The organism is Pseudomonas sp. A25(2017) (assembly GCF_002001065.1).
Taxonomy (GTDB): domain Bacteria; phylum Pseudomonadota; class Gammaproteobacteria; order Pseudomonadales; family Pseudomonadaceae; genus Aquipseudomonas; species Aquipseudomonas kilonensis.
On the sequence record NZ_MUOA01000086.1, the window covers coordinates 15,737 to 35,055 of the forward strand.

General features: G+C 61.1%; 11 protein-coding genes. 4 read left to right on the plus strand and 7 right to left on the minus strand.

The window, feature by feature from the left end:
* Positions 1-7 precede the first annotated feature (7 nt).
* A complete protein-coding gene (locus tag B0E42_RS22245; protein ID WP_077507447.1) occupies positions 8-3,115 on the minus strand; it encodes a transglycosylase domain-containing protein in 3,108 nt (1,035 codons plus the stop codon).
* Between the two features lie 351 nt (positions 3,116-3,466).
* Here B0E42_RS22245 and B0E42_RS22250 point away from each other — a divergent pair, with 351 nt between their 5' ends.
* From B0E42_RS22250 to B0E42_RS22260, 3 genes are all read left to right on the plus strand, one after another.
* A complete protein-coding gene (locus B0E42_RS22250) occupies positions 3,467-3,925 on the plus strand; it encodes a transposase (RefSeq protein ID WP_053181613.1) in 459 nt (152 codons plus the stop codon).
* Between the two features lie 544 nt (positions 3,926-4,469).
* A complete protein-coding gene (locus tag B0E42_RS22255; RefSeq protein ID WP_077507449.1) occupies positions 4,470-5,891 on the plus strand; it encodes an amino acid permease in 1,422 nt (473 codons plus the stop codon).
* 177 nt (positions 5,892-6,068) lie between these two features.
* The gene (locus tag B0E42_RS22260) at positions 6,069-6,434 is read left to right on the plus strand and encodes a GtrA family protein (protein ID WP_077507459.1); all 366 of its coding nucleotides are present in this window, start codon (positions 6,069-6,071) and stop codon (positions 6,432-6,434) included.
* Positions 6,435-6,711: 277 nt separating this feature from the next.
* Here B0E42_RS22260 and B0E42_RS22265 read toward each other — a convergent pair whose 3' ends face one another.
* The 6 genes from B0E42_RS22265 to B0E42_RS22290 all read right to left on the minus strand — a co-directional run bounded on the left by B0E42_RS22265 (position 6,712) and on the right by B0E42_RS22290 (position 16,969).
* Positions 6,712-8,331, minus strand: a complete 1,620-nt coding sequence (locus B0E42_RS22265; RefSeq protein ID WP_077507451.1) for an FMN-binding glutamate synthase family protein — start codon at positions 8,329-8,331, stop codon at positions 6,712-6,714.
* A 271-nt stretch (positions 8,332-8,602) separates the two neighbouring features.
* Positions 8,603-10,009: an ATP-binding protein gene (locus B0E42_RS22270; protein ID WP_014339979.1), complete on the minus strand. Its 1,407-nt coding sequence runs from the start codon at positions 10,007-10,009 to the stop codon at positions 8,603-8,605.
* On the minus strand, positions 10,006-11,808 hold the full coding sequence (locus B0E42_RS22275; RefSeq protein ID WP_077507453.1) for a DAHL domain-containing protein: 1,803 nt from the start codon (positions 11,806-11,808) through the stop codon (positions 10,006-10,008). The genes B0E42_RS22270 and B0E42_RS22275 overlap by 4 nt, the downstream gene beginning before the upstream one ends.
* Positions 11,805-12,764, minus strand: coding sequence for a cytochrome-c peroxidase (locus B0E42_RS22280; RefSeq protein WP_018603280.1), 960 nt, complete (start codon positions 12,762-12,764; stop codon positions 11,805-11,807). The genes B0E42_RS22275 and B0E42_RS22280 overlap by 4 nt, the downstream gene beginning before the upstream one ends.
* 42 nt (positions 12,765-12,806) lie before the next feature.
* A complete protein-coding gene (locus tag B0E42_RS22285; protein WP_053181602.1) occupies positions 12,807-14,681 on the minus strand; it encodes a GGDEF and EAL domain-containing protein in 1,875 nt (624 codons plus the stop codon).
* On the minus strand, positions 14,678-16,969 hold the full coding sequence (locus B0E42_RS22290) for an EAL domain-containing protein (RefSeq protein WP_077507456.1): 2,292 nt from the start codon (positions 16,967-16,969) through the stop codon (positions 14,678-14,680). The genes B0E42_RS22285 and B0E42_RS22290 overlap by 4 nt, the downstream gene beginning before the upstream one ends.
* A gap of 228 nt (positions 16,970-17,197) precedes the next feature.
* Between B0E42_RS22290 and B0E42_RS22295 the strand changes: the two genes are divergently transcribed.
* Positions 17,198-18,565 carry an HD domain-containing phosphohydrolase gene (locus B0E42_RS22295; RefSeq protein ID WP_018603274.1) on the plus strand — a complete coding sequence of 456 codons (1,368 nt, stop codon included), beginning with the start codon at positions 17,198-17,200 and terminating at the stop codon, positions 18,563-18,565.
* Positions 18,566-19,319: the final 754 nt, after the last annotated feature.

Genomic DNA, 19,319 nt, shown 5'->3' on the forward strand with positions numbered 1-19,319 from the left:
GTGCAAATCATTGCCTCGCCACCAACGGCTTGCACTGGGTATGAGTCCCCGGCTGCAAGTAGGGCGAGAGAAACGGCGCCATGCCCTTGAGCACTTGCACCGGCAAGGCCGAGGTGAATTTGAAGTTCTGCGCCGAGGCCCCCGGGACGTAGGCGGTGAGGGTGCCGAAATGGCTGTCGCCGATAAAGAACACGAAGGTGGCGGTGCGGTTGATCGACTTGGAACTGATCACCCGCCCGCCGGAGCCGATCGCTTCGATGCGGTTGTCGCCGGTACCGGTCTTGCCGCCCATGGCCAGCGGTGTACCGTCGGCCAACTTGAAACTGCCGGCCACGCGTTTCGCGGTGCCGGCATCCACCACCTGGGACAGCGCACCGCGCAAGGCCTGGGCCACTTCCACCGGCATCACGCGCTTGCCGTTATCCGGATTGCTCACCAGCCGTGTCTCGTAAGGCGTACCGACGGCAAAGTCCAGGCTGTCGACGCGCAGCGCGGGCTTGCGGATGCCATCGTTAAGGATGGTGCCCACCAGTTCCGCCAACGCGGCGGGACGGTCGCCGGAGCTGCCGATGGCGGTGGCCAGCGACGGCACCAGGTGGTCGAACGGATAGCCGACCTGCTGCCAGCGCTGGTGAATATCCAGGAAGGCTTCAATCTCCAGCATGGTGCGGATGCGACTGTCGCGGGCGCTCTTGTGCCGGCTCTTGAACAGCCAACTGTAGACTTCCTGGCGCTCGAACTCACTGGCCTTGACGATCTGGCTGAACTTGGCGTCGGGGTTGTTCAGCAGGTAACCCATCAACCACAGGTCCAGCGGGTGGACCTTGGCGATAAAGCCTTGGTCCGGCAGGTCATAGGCGCCGGGGCCATAGCTTTGATAGAGCCGTTCCAGGCGTTCGTCGGTGAGTTTTTCGGCGCTCTTGGCCGATTTCAAGTGCGCGCGTATGAAGCGGTTGAAATTCTCCTGGCTGTCGTTGGGAAAGAAATAACGGTGTACGGCGGCCAGGCGGATCGCCGTAGGGCGCATGCCGTCGAGGAAGGTTTCCAGGCGCTGGCCGGTGTCCTTTTTCTGGTACTTCTTCCAGAACCTGAGCAGGAACGAGGTGCCTTCGCGGTCGGCGAATTGGGCCAGGTATTCCTGGCGGCGCGGGTCCTTGTCGTCCTTGAGCAGCTCGGAACTGTTATTGGGGCCGGCATAGGTGGCGTAGCGCACCAGGTCGCGCATCAGGCGGATGAACGGCAGGTTGATCGATTCACGCAAGGAGTCGCGCAGTGTGGGAATGCGGCCGTTGTCTTCTTTACGGAAGTTGTGGAAGGTGTGCAGCCCGCCGCCGGTAAAAAATGCCTCGCCGGGGCTGGCTGAATAGGTGCGGTCCAGCGCGGCCTCGAGCATTTTCGGCAGGCTGCGGTCGGTGTTCTGGATCAGGTAGTCCACGGCCCAGCGGGAGAGGTGGTCCGGCTCGGCGATGTCGACTTTCTTCAATTCCGCCGGGGTTTGCTGGGCATAGCGCTCGTGCAGTTCGGCGATGATCTGCAGATACGTGGTGAGTACCCGCAACTTGGCAGTGGAGCCCAGTTCCAGCTTGCTGCCTTCGTTGATGTCGAAGGGCTGGTCGGTGCTGTCGGTCTGCACCCGCACGCGTGAGCCATCGGGGGTCAGTTCCAGCAGGGTGAAGCTGTAGCGCACCTGGGTGGTGCTGGTGGGGGTCAGCAGACGTTCGCCCATCAGGCCGATCTCGGTCGCGAAGGCCGGGTCGGCCAAGCGCTTGAGGTAGTCGGTGGCCTGGGCCTGCAAGTCGCTTTGCAAGGTGCTGGTGGCGGAGAGGTCGAGGCGATCGAGGTCGTACAGCGGACGATTGAGCAGGGCGGCGAGGCGACTGCGGGCGGCGCTGATGCCTTTGTTGGTTTCGTTGGGCTGGACGGTGGGATCCTTGACCCAGTCACGATAACTGACCTTGCTCGCCAGGGCCGCCGCGGCCAGCGGTGCATCGATCACGCCGTTCTGCGCCAACAGCCGGATGTGGCTGTCGGTCAGGCGTGCCAGTTCATCGTGGCCCTTGGAGAGGAAATGGGACGGTCGGCGCTGGGCGATCATCAATGACAGCATTTCCCGCAGGGCCAGGCCTTTTTCTGCCAGGCTCTTGGGGTCGTTGGCGGTACTGGACAGGCGTTCATTGGCCTGCTTGAAATCGGCGCCGTACCAGACTCGCAAGCCTTCGGCCATGCCGTGGACTTCACCATGCCCCGGCACGGCGGAGAGCGGCACGCTGTTGAGGTAGTCGCGGATGATCCGCTGTCGCGCCTCGAGGGTTTGCGGGCCGGCCTGATAAGCCCGCACGCTGGCGGAAATCATCTGGCGGATTTTTTCCCCGCCCGACACGGTGAGGCCCTCGGGGGAGTGCCGGTATTTTTCCAGTTGCGTCGCCAGTGTGCTGCCCCCGGCGGACTGTCCCGGCAAGCTCAACAGCTTGGCGACTTGCGACCAGGCCGCCATGCCGAAGCGCGGCCAGTCCACTGCCGGGTTTGCCAGCGGTTGCTTGGGGTCGAGCAGAAAGCGGTTCTCGATAAACAACAGGCTTTGCACCACCACGGGCGGAATCGCTTCGAAGTTCGCATACAGTTGCTGCGGGTACTTGAACTGATAGACCGGTGCCGCGCGGCAGTCGGTGATGGTCAGGCCGGCCTGGATCTTTTCCGCGTAGGGCACGAACAGGCCTTTTTCGACGTAGCCCATCAAGGCCGGCGAGAACCGCGCCTGGGCCTGGATCACGTAGTCGCGCTTGAGCAGGCGCGGCAGGAATTCCCCCAGCGCGCTGTAGCCCAAGCGCCGGTCGAACGGGCCTGCACCCGGATAGACGATGGCATCGCTGGGCCCCGGCTGCACCGCATAGCTCAGGGACTCAGCGTATTTGCTGAGCTCCCGGGCCTGGAACCGCGACGTGCGCATTTCCTTGGCCACCGCCAGGCCGACCACCACCACGATAATCAGCAGCAACAACCAGAATGCCCGCCAGCCATGCCGTGCGCGGCGTTTTTTTTGAGGTAAAGGCGCTTCTTCCATACGTTCAGTCGGGACCACAGGTTCATTCGAATCGGTTTGCCACAAAGCGCCCATAGTCGACTGATCCATTCACGCAGATTGATCGGACTTGCTTGAAGCTTAGACGGTGGTTGGCGTGGGGGGCGGGGAAATTGTGGGCATCAATGTGAGACCAGCAGGTGGCGAGGTTCCTGTGGCGAGGGGATTTATCCCCGCTGGGCTGCGCAGCAGCCCCCAATGCAGGCAACTCAATTGTCCCAGACATACCGGGTTGCGGTTTTGGGGGGCTGCTGCGCAGCCCAGCGGGGATAAATCCCCTCGCCACAAGTACTACGCAAGTTTCGGAATATTCGCTCGACCTTTTCCGAGTCGAAAAACTAGCTGCATGGCTAGGCTGCATTCAAACCCTTTCAAAGGAAGCAAGGAATGCATTCACGCCCCAATTCTCATCGCTTGCGTCGAGGTCGTTACTCAGAGCCAGGACGTGCCTATCTGGTGACTGTTGTTGTTCATCAGCGGCGGCCGGTTTTTTCCGATTGGAAGATTGGACGGCTATTGGTCGCCGAATTCAAACGTGCTCATGATTCGGGCCAGGTGAACTCTTTAGCCTGGGTGGTGATGCCGGATCATTTCCATTGGTTGCTGCAAATTCACGATTGCCATCTGAGTCGTGTCATCGGCGCCACCAAAGCTCGATGCACCCATCGTGTCAACAACATAACCGGAGTCTCTGGCCCGCTTTGGCAAAGCGGCTTCCATGACCGCGCTATTCGTGACAATGAAGAGCTGCGACCCAGCGCCGACTACATCATTGCCAATCCGCTTCGGGCGGGGTTGGTGGATCGCATTGGCGATTACCCTCTCTGGGACGCCGCATGGCTTTGAGGCGTCTCATGCTCCCTGTGACCAGGGAATTTACCTGTGGAGACTTATCTGTGGCGAGGGGATTTATCCCCGCTGGGCTGCGCAGCAGCCCCAATGCAGGCCACTCAATTGTCCAGACATACCGGGTTGCTGTTTTGGGGGCTGCTGCGCAGCCCAGCGGGGATAAATCCCCTCGCCACAGATGATTTCTCTCACCACATGGGGGCTGAAAAGCTTGCACTAGAGCCCTCGCTCCATGCCCAAACATGACGCTGCACCATCACTGTGCAATACTCGGTGCCGTTTCCGTATGACCTGTAATCCCAGACAACGCCTCTCCAAAAGCCACTTTTGGCGCAGGCTTATCCCTGAATTTCCCGGGTTTTACAGTGAAACTCTCTATCCCTGGCTTTTTATACTGCATGGCCCGCTGATCCTGAGGTTGTGGTTCCACAGGACGGTCTGCCCACAAGACAGACCCGGTTTCGGCAAGGTGGCAGGCCTATCGGCCTGTGGCTTTGGACACTCGGTGGCTAATCCAATAACAAGACGAGGTTGTATCCCTATGCCTGTCGGCAATCATCTGCCCCATGGCGAGACCGCTCAGGGCGGTCCGCTCAAACGTGAACTCGGTGAGCGGCATATCCGCCTGATGGCGCTCGGCGCCTGCATCGGTGTCGGGCTGTTCCTCGGCTCGGCCAAGGCCATTGAAATGGCCGGTCCGGCGATCATGCTGTCCTACATCCTTGGCGGCCTGGCGATCCTGGTGATCATGCGCGCCCTCGGTGAAATGGCCGTGCATAACCCGGTGGCCGGTTCGTTCAGCCGCTATGCCCAGGACTACCTCGGCCCACTGGCAGGTTTCCTGACCGGTTGGAACTACTGGTTCCTGTGGCTGGTGACCTGCGTGGCGGAAATCACCGCGGTGGCGGTGTACATGGGCATCTGGTTCCCCGATGTACCCCGCTGGATCTGGGCCTTGGCGGCGCTGGTCAGCATGGGCTCGATCAACCTGATCGCGGTCAAGGCTTTCGGTGAGTTCGAGTTCTGGTTCGCCCTGATCAAGATCGTGACCATCATCGCCATGGTCATCGGCGGAGTCGGCATCATCGCCTTCGGCTTCGGCAATGACGGCGTGGCCCTGGGCATTTCCAACCTCTGGGCCCATGGCGGCTTCATGCCCAACGGTGTGTCCGGCGTGTTGATGTCCCTGCAAATGGTCATGTTCGCCTACCTGGGCGTGGAGATGATCGGCCTGACCGCCGGTGAGGCGAAGAACCCGCAGAAAACCATCCCCAACGCCATCGGCTCGGTGTTCTGGCGAATCCTGCTGTTCTACGTCGGCGCGCTGTTCGTGATCCTGTCGATCTACCCGTGGAACGAGATCGGCACCCAGGGCAGCCCATTCGTGATGACCTTCGAGCGCCTGGGCATCAAGACCGCCGCCGGCATCATCAACTTCGTAGTGATCACCGCCGCGCTGTCGTCCTGCAACGGCGGGATCTTCAGCACCGGGCGGATGCTCTACAGCCTGGCGCAGAACGGCCAGGCCCCGGCCGGTTTCGCCACCACCTCGGCCAACGGCGTGCCGCGCCGCGCGTTGCTGCTGTCCATCGCCGCGTTGCTGCTGGGTGTGCTGCTCAACTACCTGGTGCCGGAGAAAGTCTTCGTCTGGGTGACGTCGATTGCCACGTTCGGCGCGATCTGGACCTGGGTGATGATCCTGCTGGCCCAACTCAAGTTCCGCAAAAGCTTGAGCGCTTCCGAGCGTGCGTCGCTGAAATACCGCATGTGGCTGTACCCGGTCAGCTCGTACCTGGCGCTGGCCTTCCTGGTGCTGGTGGTGGGGCTGATGGCGTACTTCCCGGATACGCGCGTGGCCTTGTATGTGGGCCCGGCGTTCCTGGTGCTGCTGACGGTGTTGTTTTACACGTTCAAGTTGCAGCCGACTGAGGATGTGCGGGGCGGTGTGCGTTCAGTTTCGTGATGTGGTAACGCTGTAAAACAAGAGCCCCGGTCGGAAATGACAGGGGCTTTTTTGTAGGCGTTGATTTTGACCGTCCGTCGGGTTCGATCTCTGACCTGTAAGTTCTGACAGTAGACCGCCGCAGGACCCTGGCCTAGCTTGGAAGCCCGCCAACTGGCAAATGGCAAGGCAGGCACGATGAAGGGTTTCCCTGCGTTGATGGTGATTGCGCTGGTCAATGGGCTGATCCATTGCCAGGTTTTTTTCTTGCTGTATGGCGCCGTCGGCCTGACTCAGGCGACCAGTAACTTCGCGGCGTTCTGCGTGGCTGCGGCGTTTTCGTTTTATGTGAATGCGCTTTATATCTTTGAGCCCGGTGAGTCCTGGCGCGGTTATGGGCTGTGCAATGGATTGATGGGCGTCTTGAGTTATGGCATTGGTTCCATCGGTGATGCCGTGCGTTCGCCCGGGTGGATGGCGGTGGCTTTGTACTTTTTGTTGTACCTGGGGACGGGGTACGGCTTTTTTCGGTTCAAGGTACTTCGTGGGTATGAGCGGGTATGAGCGGGTATGAGCGGTTCTCGCCAATTCTCATGGACTTAATCCCAGTCCCTTTCTTCAAGAGCCGTTGCCTGATTTTGCAACCTAGATGGACGACGCGCGCTCCTGTTGTATCTGGGATCGCTCATCGGCGTGGTTAGCCGATTTAAGCCATGTGACAAAAATCAAATCGCGTCGCGTCAACATAAGCACCTTCCATGACGAGCGAACCATCGGGGTGGATGGTCAATCGTGAGGAAGTTGGCGTCTACTGTCAGAACTTACAGGTGCTATGCGGTGTTTACGCCGCCGCGATTTCCCGCGGCTCAAAACTATCCGCCCGCGCCATCTGCCACATCCGCGAATAAAACGCCCCATTGACCTCACCCGTCAGCAATTCCCCCGGCTTCAAAAACACATGCAACTGAGAGAACAACTTCACCTCAGTGGCCGACATGCGCCGTACCAAATGCTTGGGCTGCAATTGCGACGGATGCTCGAGCCCGGCGGCGGCGAGCATTTCGGCCAGGGCCTTGAGGGTGTTGCGGTGGAAGTTGTAGACCCGCTGGGCCTTGTCCGGCACGACCAGGGCGCGTTGGCGCAGGGTGTCCTGGGTGGCGACGCCGGTGGGGCATTTGTTGGTGTGGCAGCTTTGCGATTGGATGCAGCCGATGGCGAACATGAAGCCGCGCGCGGCGTTGGCCCAGTCGGCGCCGATGGCCAGGACGCTGGCGATGTCGAAGGCGCTGACGATCTTGCCACTGGCGCCGAGCTTGATCTTGTCCCGCAGGTTCAGGCCCACCAGGGTGTTGTGCACGAACAGCAGGCCCTCGCGCAGCGGCACGCCGATGTGGTCGGTGAACTCCACTGGCGCCGCGCCCGTGCCGCCTTCCTTGCCGTCCACCACGATGAAGTCGGGCAGGATCCCGGTTTCCAGCATGGCCTTGGCGATGCCCATGAATTCCCACGGGTGACCCAGGCAGAACTTGAAGCCCACCGGTTTGCCGCCGGACAGCTCACGCAGTTGCTGGACGAACTGCATCAGTTCGATCGGCGTGGAAAACGCGCTGTGGCATGACGGTGAAATACAGTCCTCGCCCATGAGGATGCCACGGGTCTCGGCGATTTCCCGGGTGACCTTGTGCTTGGGCAGGATGCCGCCGTGGCCGGGTTTGGCGCCCTGGCTCATCTTGATTTCAATCATCCGCACCTGCGGGTTCTGCGCCTGGGCGGCGAAACGCTCCGGGTCGAAGCGCCCGTCGCTGGTGCGGCAGCCAAAATAGCCGCTGCCCAGTTCCCAGGTCAGGTCGCCGCCGTGTTCGCGGTGGTAGGGGCTGATGCTGCCTTCACCGGTGTCGTGGGCGAAGTTGCCCAACTTGGCTCCCTGGTTCAACGCCCGGATGGCGTTGGCGCTCAGGGAACCGAAACTCATGGCCGAGATGTTGAACACCGACGCCGAGTACGGCTGGGTGCACTGCGGGCCGCCGACGGTCACGCGAAAACCGCTGGGATCGCTCAGCGGGGCCGGGCGCATGGAGTGGCCGATGAATTCGAAGCCGGTCTGGTACACGTCGATCAAGGTGCCGAACGGTTTGTCGGCGCTTTCGTTCTTGGCCCGGGAATACACCAGCGAGCGTTGGGCTCGGGAGAAGGGCAGGGCATCGCTGTCGGATTCGAGCAGGTACTGGCGGATCTCCGGGCGAATGCCTTCGACCAGGTAGCGGATATTGCCCAGGATCGGGTAATTGCGCCGTACGGCGTGGCGGCTTTGCAGCAGGTCGAACAGCCCCAGCAGGCTCAACAACCCGGTCACCAGTGTGATCGGCCAGAGCCAGTCGTATTGCAGGAACGGCAGGCTGGCGAGGGTGAAGATGACACAGCCAGCAAAGAAGGCGTAACGACTCAGCAGAGACAGGCTCATACGGTTTCCTTGGGGGAGGGGTAGCGCAGGCATTCTGCGCCGACGGCAAAACGACGGGCAACCCTATGACGAGGGGATTGTCATGGAAACAAGGGTGTGTGGGAGCAAAGCTGTCTGGGAGCAAAACTGTGGGAGCAAAGCTTGCTCGCGATACAGGCGCCTCGGTTTCTGAAATACCGAGTGTCTCCATCGCGGGCAAGCCTTGCTCCCACAGCTCCCACAGCTCCCACAGCTTCTACAGCTTCTACAGTGTTCCCACCCCAGGAGCTGCTCAGCTCGCCTGCTTCATCTGCCGCACCGGCAATTCCACGCGAAAGGTAGTGCCGACCCCGACTTCGCTGCGTACCGTGATCTCGCCGTTGTGTTTTTTCACGATGCCGTAGGACAACGACAGCCCGAGCCCCGTGCCTTGGCCGATGGGCTTGGTGGTGAAGAACGGGTCGAAGATTTTCTGCAGGGTTTCGGGGGGGATGCCCGAGCCGTTGTCGGCGACTTCGATCCATACGGATTCGTCACCGACGCCGTTGCGCAGGGTGATGGTGCCGCGCTCGGGGCCGATGGCCTGGGCGGCGTTGACGATCAGGTTCATGATCACCTGGTTGATCTGCGACGGCAGGCATTCCACTTCCGGCAACGGCGTGTACTCCTTGACCACGTCGGCCTTGTATTTGATTTCATTGGCGACGATGTTCAACGTCGAATCCATGCCCTGCTGCAAATTGGCCATCTGCCATTCCTGGCTGGAGTCGACGCGGGAGAAGTCCTTCAGGTCCTTGACGATCTGCCCGACCCGGCCGATGCCATCCTTGGACTCCTTGATCAGCAAGGGGATGTCCTCGACGAGAAAGTCCAGTTCCACCTGTTCGCGCAGCTTGCGCAAGTGCACCACCAGTTCCGGCGAGGCGATGGCCCCCTCGGCGCTGCCGTAGGCGCTGAGCATTTCCTGGAGTTTGCCAAAGTAACCGTCCAACGCCCCCAGGTTGGAAGAAATGAAGCCGATCGGGTTGTTGATTTCGTGGGCCACCCCGGCCGCCAACTGGCCCAGCGAGGCGAGCTTTTCCGATTGCACCAGCTGGGTTTCCAGCATCTTGCGTTCGTCGATCTCCATTTGCAGCAGCTCGCTGGCCTGCTTGAACGCCTGGGTGCGTTGTTCCACCAGGTCTTCGAGCTTGTTCATTTTCAGTTGCGCACGGGAGGTCATTTCCCATTTTGTGGTCAGGGTGTTGGCCATCTGCTGGACTTCGATGTTGTCGAACGGCTTTTTCAGGATCAGCAAGCGATCGTGGCCGTTCAGGCGGTCGAGCAGTTCATCCCAGGAGTAATCCGAATACGCCGTGCAGACCACCACTTGCAGCAACGGGTCGCGCTTCCAGAGTTCTTCGATGGTCTTGGCGCCATCCCAGCCTTCGGGCATACGCATGTCGACAAAGGCCAGGGCATAAGGACGCCCTTTTGCCGATGCCTCCAGCAACTTGTTCAGGCCTTCCTGCCCGCCATAGGCCGAGTCGAGTTCGAACACCGTGGTGGCAGGTTTTGGCGCATCGCCGAACAGCGCGCTTTCCATGTCCAGCAAGTCAGCGTTGCTGTCATCCTCCGGGGTGAGGATCTTGCGGAAATCTTCATGAATGGCGGGTGTATCGTCGATCAACAGGATGCGGCGGTTACTCATGCTATTCATGGCTCACCTTCTGCAAGTTTCAGGGGCAGCTGCAGTTCGAACGTTGCCCCCGTGCCTGGCCCCTCACTGTGGGCGGTGAGGTGGCCGTTCATTTCAATGGCCGCCAATGCGCAGCTGTGCAGGCCAAAGCCGTGGCCGTCCTTACGCGTGGTAAAGCCGTGGGCGAAGATGCGCGTCATGTTTTCCTCCGCGATCCCTTCGCCTTCGTCCTTGACGCTGATTTGCAAGGTTTCGCCATCGATGACGGCGGCCTTCAGGGTCATGTTCCGCGCATGATTGGAAACCCCCGCCATGGCGTATTTGGCATTGCTGATCAGGTTGATCAGGATCAACAGCAAGCGGTGCTTGTCGCCCATGATCCGCGGCACCTCGCCGTATTCCTTGATCACCGTAACATGATGGCGAGTCAGGGCGCCCGAGTTCATGCGCAGGGCGTCTTCGAGCAGTTCACTGACCACCAACGGTTCCAGCAGGCTGTTGGCCCCGGCATAGGATTGCTGGGTGGAGACAATATCCTTGATGTGGTCCACGCTTTTGCTCAGCTGGGCCAGCTCGTCGGTAAGACCCTGCTGCTCAACGGCGATGGCTTCGACCAGTTGGTTGAGGTAGCCAGGCAACAGTTTGCCTTTCGCGTCTTCGGTGAAAAAGTGCCCGAGGTCATCGGCGTGTTCGTTGATCAGTTGCATGGCCTTGCCCAGCCCCTGGGCCTTGCTGCTGCGTATTTTGCGGCTGACCAGGTCGGCGGAGATGTTCACGCTGTTGAGGACGTTGCCGACGTTGTGCAGCACGTTGGTCGCGATTTCCGCCATGCCGGCCTGGCGGGCGGTGTCCATCAATTCGCTCTGGGTGTCCTTGAGCTGGCGGGTCCGTTCTTCAACCCGCTGTTCCAGTTCATCGTTGGCGGTTTGCAGGGCGTTGTTGACCCTTTTGATCTCGGCGAAGCTGCGTACCAGCCGGATCGCCAGCCAGATCAGGATCAGCACCAGCAGCGTGGCGAACACCAGCAGGTAAACGTGGTTGCGCTCGTACTGGGCGGCGGCTTTTGCCTGGTCTTTCTCGAGCAGTTGGGTGATGGTGTCCAGGCGATCGGCCACGGGGATCGCTTCGATTCCCAGCAACAATTCGTTGACCCGTGGCTGTTCGCGCAGGATCACCCCGATGTGCCTGCGCAGGACTTCGACGGAGCTAAGCAGCCCCTCAGGCAGGCGCTCCTTGTTGACCTCCAGCTGGTTCAACCCCAGCAGAACCTCGGCCGCTATATCAGGGGAACTGAGCTGGGCGAACTCCATGCTGCTGAGGAGCAGGTCGTAGGTGTCGATGGCAACGTTCTGCAACTCCAGCCTGTACGTGTCGGGCAGCCGGGCGAACTGGCCCTGGATGTCGTCCTCGCCGGTGGGCAGGAAGGCCAGGGAATTGCGCAGCACCGCGTTATGGGATTTGAATTGTTCCACCAGGCGGGTCTTTTCCTTGACCAGCTTGAGGTATTCGTCGCGCTGAGCTTCCCAGAGTGACGGCCCGTGGCGCCCCGGTTCCGATTCAATGGCGTCCAGACGCTGCCACAGGCGTGCCATCTCGTGCAGGGGCGAGACCAGCGGGTCATAGTTGTGGGTCAGGGCGATCCGCGACTTGAGGACTTCGTTGTCCCAGATGGCGTCCTGTTGCTTGAGCAGGCGGATCAGGTCCCGGGACTCGATGTACGAGGCGGCCTGCTGGGCGCCTGAATTGATGTACATGAACAACAGGATGCCCGCCAGCAAGACGCCGATGAAGGCCAGGCCGAGGCGACGGAGGACTGTCATAGGGGCTTGCCCTCCCACTCACCGGTCAGGGTCTTGAGGAATTCGACGATCAGCTGGGTATCGTTCTTCAGGGGCTCGCGGCCCAACTGGTACTTGAACATCACCTCCACCGCGCGTTCCAGGCTCGGTGCGGAGCTGTCATGGAAATACGGGGCGGTGACGGCGACGTTGCGCAGGCTGGGCACCTTGAAAACCTGGCGGTCGGCTTCATCGCCGGTGATGTTGAAACGCCCTTCGTCGGCTCGGGTGGGGTTGCCCCGGTCCTCGAAGTAGTCACCCAAGACGCCGAATTTCTGGAACATGTTGCCGCCCATGTTCACGCCCTGGTGGCAAGCGATGCAGCCGTATTCCTTGAAGCGCTGGTAACCGAACTTTTCCCGGGGTGTGAGGGCGTCGGTATTGCCCAGCAGGTACTGGTCGAAGCGCGAATTGGGCGTCTGCAAGGTGCGTTCGTAGTCGGCCAGTGCGCCCTGGATATTGGGCTTGGTCACGCCGTCGGGGTAAGCGTCCTTGAAGTCCTTGGCATAGCCAGGGTCATCGGCGATGCGCTTGACCACCGATTCCCAGGTGCTGCCCATTTCCACCGGGCTGGTCACGACCGCATGGACCTGCTCTTCCAGCGTGTCGACGCGGCCATCCCAGAACTGGTGGAAGTTCAGGCTGGCATTGAACACGGTAGGGGTGTTGACCTCCACCGGCTTGCCGTCGAAGCCTAAGGAAAACGGCTTGTCGTCGGCGCCGCCCTTGTCCAGGCGATGGCAACTGGCGCAGGACAGGGTGTTGTTGACCGACAGGCGAGGGTCATTGAACAGCCGCAGCCCCAGTTGGACGCGCTTGGGGTCCAGGGTCGGAATCGGGGGCAGGGGTTTGAGGGGTTCGTCCAGTGGTTCGGCGTGAGCGGTCACGCTTGCTCCCACGAGTAGGCCGAGAGCCAGAATCAGTCCATGTGACGCCATGGGATGTTTTCCTTGAAACTTTGGTTGATGACACTCAGGTGTTCACGAAAACGGGTTCTGGCGTTTTTCCCACTCGGTCATCCAGTCGACGAAGGCCTGCGGTTCCACGGCCTTGCTGAAGTAATAACCCTGGACCTCCTCGCAGTGGTGTTTCTTGAGAAATTCCAACTGCTCGAGGGTTTCCACTCCTTCGGCAATGATGTGCAGGTTCAGGCTCTTGCCCAGGCTGATGATGGTGCTCACCAGCTTGGCGTCGTTGCTGTCGATGCTCAGGTCGCCGACGAACGACTGGTCGATCTTCAACACATCCACCGGAAATTTCTGCAGATAGCTCAGGCTTGAATAGCCGGTGCCGAAGTCGTCGATGGCCAGGCGTATCCCCAGTTGCTTGATGGCCTTGAGGACGGCGACCGTGGTATCGACGTTCTGCATCAGGACGCTTTCGGTGATCTCCAGTTCTAACTGTGTCGGGTCCAGGCCGGTTTCCTTGAGGGTGCGGGCAATGCCTTCGACGAAGCCGCGCTGGCGGAAATCGATGGCCGAGACGTTCACCGACAGGTACAGCGGGCGCATGCCCTGGGCTTGCCAGCGGCAGGCCTGCTGGCAGGCTTCCTGAAGCACCCATTGGCTCAGCGGGACGATCAGGCCGCTGTCCTCGGCCACCGGAATGAAATCCGAGGGATAGACCAGGCCATGATCCGGCCTGTCCCAACGCACCAGCGCCTCGACACCGACCACCTTGCCGCTCTTGAGGTCGAGCTTGGGTTGGTAATGCAGCACGAACTCCTTGCGTAGCAGGCCCAGGCGCAGGCCGGATTCGATGGTCTGCTGCTGCCGCGCCCGGCGGTTCATGTCTTCGGTGAAAAACCGGTAGTCGTTGGGGCCGGTTTCCTTGACGTTGCGCATCGCCGTCTCGGCTTTCTTGATCAGCGCCACGGCGTCGAAGCCGTCGTTCGGGTACACGCTGATGCCCAGGCTCGCGGTGACGCTCAGGTCATGGCCGTCGATGGGCTGTGGGGAACTGATGGCCGCCAGCAGTTTGTTGGCCACGCCTTTGGTCTGCTGCGGGTCGATGACGTCCCCCAGCACCACCACGAATTCATCGGAACCGTAGCGAAACACCGAGTCGGATTCACGCACCACGGTGGCCAGTGCCCGGGCCACTCGCTTGAGCATTTCATCGCCCACGGGGTGACCCAGCGCGTTATTGATGCGCTTGAAGCGGTCCAGGCCGATGAACATCACCGCCAGTTGCCGGTCATGCCGACGGCACTGGGCCATGGCCTGGGTCAGCCGATCGCCGAGCAACATGCTGTTGGGCAACTCGGTGAGCACGTCGTATTGCAGCAGGTGGGACACCTTGAGCAATTCCTGGACGCGCTCTTCGATGGTGCGTTCCAGGCTGCGCATTTTCCTCGCCGCATCCTGGGCCAGCTGCCATTTCCAGGTCATGGCGCTGGCCATCTGGCGGATTTCCAGGGTGTCGAAGGGTTTCTTGAGGATCAGCAACTGATCGTCGAACTCGATCCGTTCGGACATGGTTTCCCAGGAGTAGTCCGAGAACGCCGTGCACAGGGCGATTTGCAGGCGCGGGTCGGCCTCCCACAGCGCCTCGATGGTTTGCAGGCCGTCCCAGCCCGGCGGCATACGCATGTCGGCGAACACCAGCGCATAGGGCTGGCCTTCGGCCTGGGCGCGCTTGACCAGTTCCAGCGCCTCCTCGCCCTGGTAGGCCGAGTCGATCTGGAATTGCAGCCGATTGACCTGCGGGGTGCCGAACAGCAGGCTCTCGGTGTCGTCCAGCGAGTCATCGCTGCCGGCGCTGGGGCTGAGGATCTTGCGAAAGTCCTGGTGGATCGCGGGCGTGTCGTCCACCACCAGGATTCGCCGGTTGGCAGGTACCGCCATTGGATTCATGGATTGCTCTCCGATAGCTGGCTCGCTGGGCGGGTCCAGTGGTCTGTCGCCGGGACGATGGTGCCGGCCTTGAGCAACTCGGCGGCCTGGCCGCTGTCGACCACGGTGCTGAAGTAATGCCCCTGGGCCTGCATGTCCCCGCCGCTGGACATCAGCGTGGTGCGTTGCTCCTGGGTCTCGACACCCTCGGCAATGATCCCGATGCCCACGTCCCGGGCGAAGTTGATGATCGCCCGCAACGTCGTGGCGTTTTCGGGGTCGGCGTTGGCGCTGTCGAGGAAACGCTGGGCGAGCTTGAGGTGATTGACCCGGTAGGTCTTGAGGTAATCGAACGAGGAGTACTCGGTGCCGAAGTCATCGATGGCGATCTGCACGCCCAATTCGCAGAGGCGCGGCAGCACGTCGTTGTGGGTCCACTTGGTCTGGGCCAGGGTGGCTTCGGTGACGTCGAAGCGCAGGTCCCAGGGCGCCAGTTCCCAGCGCGCGGTGGTGCGCAGCACGTCGTAGATCAGTTCCGGGCCGGTCTTGAGCTGGGTCAGGGACAGGTCGATGGCGATCACCGGGGGCGCCATGCCCTGGTCACGCCATTGGCGCATTTGTTGGCAAGCCTGGTCCAGTACCCAATGCCCCAGGCCAATGATGATCCCGGTTTTCTCGGCGGCGGGCATGAAGGACGCTGGTTCCAGCCAGCCACGTTGAGGGTGGTTCCAGCGCACTTGCACGCCCATGCCGAGGATCTTGCCGGTGCCAAGGTCGACTTCCGGCAGGTAGTGCAGGTGCAGTTCGTTGTTCTCGATGGCCTGGCGCAGGTCGTTGGCGAGGGCGACCCGGTCGGTGACTTCCTGGTTAATTTCTTCATTGTGGAAATGGTACTGGTTGCGGCCCTTTTCCTTGGAGCGGTACAGGGCCATGTCGGACTGCGCCATCAGGCTATCGGCACTCAGGCTCTGCGGGGTGTACAGGGCGATGCCGATGCTCACCGAGATCCGCACGTCGTTGCCGTCCAGGGAGTACGGCGCCACCAGCGCATCACGGATCTTGCCCGCCAGCGCGGCGCAGTGGGTCGCTTCATGGACGTCCAATTGCAGCAGGGCGAATTCGTCGCCGCCCAGGCGCGCCACCACGTCGTTTTCCCGGGTACAGGCCTTGATGCGAGCGGCGACCTCCTGCAACAGCAGGTCGCCGATGGGATGACCCAAGGTGTCGTTGATGCGTTTGAAGTGGTCCAGGTCCAGGTAGAACATGGCAAACGGCGCGGCCCCGCGACGAGCGGCGGCGAAGGCCTGGTGCAGGCGCTCGATCATGGTGGCGCGGTTGGCCAGCCCGGTCAGGCCGTCGGTGCGGGCCAGCAGGGCGATTTTTTCTTCGGCCAGCTTGCGTTCCGTGATGTCGAGGATGATGCCTTCTATCTCCAGCAACAGGCCATGCTCATTGCGCACCGGGATGTAGCGGTTCTCCACCCAGCGGAACGTGTCGTCGCCGGTACGCATGCGGAACTCGATGGAGGCCCCTGCGGAATCGCGGTCCAGGACGCGGACCATGGCCTCATGGACTTTGTCCTGGTCATCGGCGTGGATCAGGGTTTGCGCCCAGTCCGGCGCGTTGGTCAGTTGCGCCGCGGAATGGCCGAATTTGGTGATGTTGTGGGAGATGTACATCAATGGGAACGGCGGCTCGCCCCGCAGGCGATAGAGGATGGTCGGGCTGTTCTGCACGATGATGTTGGCGTCGGCCAGTTCCCGGGTGCGTTCCTCGACCGCCCGCTCGAGCATGTCCATTTTCAGCGCCGCGTCCTCGGTCATCTGCCATTTGACGGTCAAGGTGCTGGCCATCTGGCGGATTTCGATGGCATCGAAAGGTTTTTTCAGGATGAGCAGGCGGTCGCCCAGTTCAAGACGATCGGCGATGTCTTCCCAGGAATAGTCCGAATAAGCGGTGCACAGGGCCACTTGCAGCTTGGGGTCGGCGCGCCACAGCCGTTCGATGGTCTCCAGGCCGTCCCAGCCCGGTGGCATGCGCATGTCGATGAACGCCATGGCGAAGGGTTGCCCCTGGGCCAGTGCCGTTTCGACCTTGTTCAAGGCTTCCATGCCCTGGAACGCCGAATCGAGCACGAAACTCGTGCCGGAGACCGCCACAGGCGAGCCGAACAGGGCTTCTTCGGCGCTGCTCAGGCTGTCATTGGCGCTCGCCTGGGGGCTGAGGATCTTGCGAAAATCCTCATGGATGGTTGGCGTGTCGTCGACGATCAGGATCCGCCGATTGGTTTTATCCAATGGCAGGCTCATGGCCGTGCACCGTTCTGATGCTGACTATAGAACCCTGGAAACATCTGATATCCCTTTCGCTGGCATGAGTATTCGGCCTGTACTTGGCCCTTCATGGGGTAGAGCATAGTCGTCTGATCGGGATACGCTCGGCCAGTGATGGCAAATGTGTCTAAATGTTCGCAATCTACTAGCCTGTATTTCGGGGGTAAGGTAGAACGGTTGTCGTGACTAGGAGGGGGGTTTCAAATGGAAGATCAATCGCCGGACGTTCCGGTAAAGAAACCGGCAGTGCTGCTGGTTGATGACGAAGAGTCGATTCTCAATAGCCTGCGTCGGCTATTGCGCAGCCAGCCGTACGAGATCCTGCTGGCCGACAGTGGCGCCAAGGCCCTGGAAATTCTCAAGGAGCGGCCGGTCGACCTGGTAATGACCGACGCGCGCATGCCGAACATGGATGGCGCCACGCTGCTGGCCGAGATCCGCAAGCTGTACCCATCGACCTTGCGCATCCTGCTCACCGGTTATGCCGATGTGGACATGATGACCAAGGCCATCAACGAGGGGCAGCTCTATCGCTACCTCAGCAAGCCCTGGAACGATGAGGAATTGGTCCAGGCCTTGCGCCAGGCCCTGTCCCACCAGCATTCCGAAAGCGAGCGTCAGCGCCTCGAAGCGCTGAACCGCGAGCAGAACCAGCAACTCAAGACCCTTAACGCCACCCTGGAAAAACGCGTGGCGTCGCGCACCTCCGAGCTGCAGCAGACCGCCGACATGCTCGATTTGGCCTATGACGAGCTCAAGCGCAGTTATGTGACCAGCACTGAAGTGTTTTCGCTGATCGCCAACCTGCGCCTGCCCAAGGCCAAGCAGACCAACCGGCAGATCATCGAGTTGATCAGGGTCTACAGCCGGCTGCATTTCCTCGATGAGTCCACCGACCGCGACCTGACCATGGCGGCGGCGCTCTACAACATCGGCAAGCTGAGCTGGACCGACAACATGATGGTCACGCCCGCCGACATGCTGCACCACACGGAACTTGAGCTCTATCGGGCCTATCCGAAGCAGAGCGAATCGCTGCTGATGACCCTGGACCCGATGAAGGACGCGGCGCGGATCATCCGCCATCACCAGGAGCGTTGGGACGGCAGCGGTTTCCCCGAGCACCTTCGGGGCGACGCCATTCCGTTCGGTTCGCGGTTGTTGAAACTGGCGGTGGACTTCATCGAGCTGCAGCGCGGGTTGATCCTGGAGCGGCAGATGAACAGCGACGAAGCGCTGGTCTACATCCGCAAATACGCCGGCAAGCTGTACGACCCGGACATGATCGAGGACTTCATCAAGGCGTGTGCCGAATACCTGGAAGACGTGACCCTGTCGGACCCGACGGTGCAAGTCTCCACCACGCGCGAGTTGACCCCCGGGATGATCCTGGCGCGCAACCTCAATGCCGACAACGGCATGTTGCTGCTCAACGCTGGCAAAGTCCTGAGCGGGCCGTTGATCGAAAAACTCATTGCCTTCGAGGCGATGGAGGGGGCGCGGTACAGCGTGTTCGTCAAGATCCCCGAGGAGGAGGCCGACCCTTCGGTGCCGAAGCCGATGTTGGGGTGACTGGGTTCTGGGTTGGATTGGATTGGATTGGATTGGATTGGGTACATATCCGTTGCTGCGGTAACGGCGGCTTAGGGTTCCGCCTTGACGGCGGGTCACTTTTGGAAGAGCGCCAAAAGTAACCAAAAACGCTTTGCCCCACCACTCGGCACCTCGCTCAGGCTCGGTGTGCCCTCACTCCGGCATTGCTCCGTGGGCCCGCCGCGAAGGGCCATCCATGGCCCAGCGCGGCTATCCCGGCATCCATGCCGGGATGCCCACTGCACAATGCCTGCGTTCGGCCAGCGTGGTTAACGGGGCGCCCGAGATCAACATCCACCGCGAGGCGGCCTAACAGCCGACCTGGCTCTCCCGGTCGTACACCCGTCAGATCTGTGGGAGCAAAGCTTGCTCGCGAGGCGGCCTAGTAGCCGACCTGGCTCTCTTGGTCGTACACCTGTCAGATCTGTGGGAGCAAAGCTTGCTCGCGAGGCGGCCTAGTAGCCGACCTGGCTCTCCCGGTCGTACACCCGTCAGATCTGTGGGAGCAAAGCTTGCTCGCGAGGCGGCCTAACAGCCGACCTGGCTCTCCCGGTCGTACACCCGTCAGATCTGTGGGAGCAAAGCTTGCTCGCGAGGCGGCCTAACAGCCGACCTGGCTCTCCCGGTCGTACACCCGTCAGATCTGTGGGAGCAAAGCTTGCTCGCGAGGCGGCCTAACAGCCGACCTGGCTCTCCCGGTCGTACACCCGTCAGATCTGTGGGAGCAAAGCTT

What these genes read in the sequence shown, in the direction of transcription:
- B0E42_RS22245 (WP_077507447.1), bottom strand. Translation starts at nt 3,115, where the DNA reads ATGGGCGCTTTGTGGCAAACCGATTCGAATGAACCTGTGGTCCCGACT.
- B0E42_RS22250 (WP_053181613.1), top strand. Translation starts at nt 3,467, where the DNA reads ATGCATTCACGCCCCAATTCTCATCGCTTGCGTCGAGGTCGTTACTCA.
- B0E42_RS22255 (WP_077507449.1), top strand. Translation starts at nt 4,470, where the DNA reads ATGCCTGTCGGCAATCATCTGCCCCATGGCGAGACCGCTCAGGGCGGT.
- B0E42_RS22260 (WP_077507459.1), top strand. Translation starts at nt 6,069, where the DNA reads ATGAAGGGTTTCCCTGCGTTGATGGTGATTGCGCTGGTCAATGGGCTG.
- B0E42_RS22265 (WP_077507451.1), bottom strand. Translation starts at nt 8,331, where the DNA reads ATGAGCCTGTCTCTGCTGAGTCGTTACGCCTTCTTTGCTGGCTGTGTC.
- B0E42_RS22270 (WP_014339979.1), bottom strand. Translation starts at nt 10,009, where the DNA reads ATGAATAGCATGAGTAACCGCCGCATCCTGTTGATCGACGATACACCC.
- B0E42_RS22275 (WP_077507453.1), bottom strand. Translation starts at nt 11,808, where the DNA reads ATGACAGTCCTCCGTCGCCTCGGCCTGGCCTTCATCGGCGTCTTGCTG.
- B0E42_RS22280 (WP_018603280.1), bottom strand. Translation starts at nt 12,764, where the DNA reads ATGGCGTCACATGGACTGATTCTGGCTCTCGGCCTACTCGTGGGAGCA.
- B0E42_RS22285 (WP_053181602.1), bottom strand. Translation starts at nt 14,681, where the DNA reads ATGAATCCAATGGCGGTACCTGCCAACCGGCGAATCCTGGTGGTGGAC.
- B0E42_RS22290 (WP_077507456.1), bottom strand. Translation starts at nt 16,969, where the DNA reads ATGAGCCTGCCATTGGATAAAACCAATCGGCGGATCCTGATCGTCGAC.
- B0E42_RS22295 (WP_018603274.1), top strand. Translation starts at nt 17,198, where the DNA reads ATGGAAGATCAATCGCCGGACGTTCCGGTAAAGAAACCGGCAGTGCTG.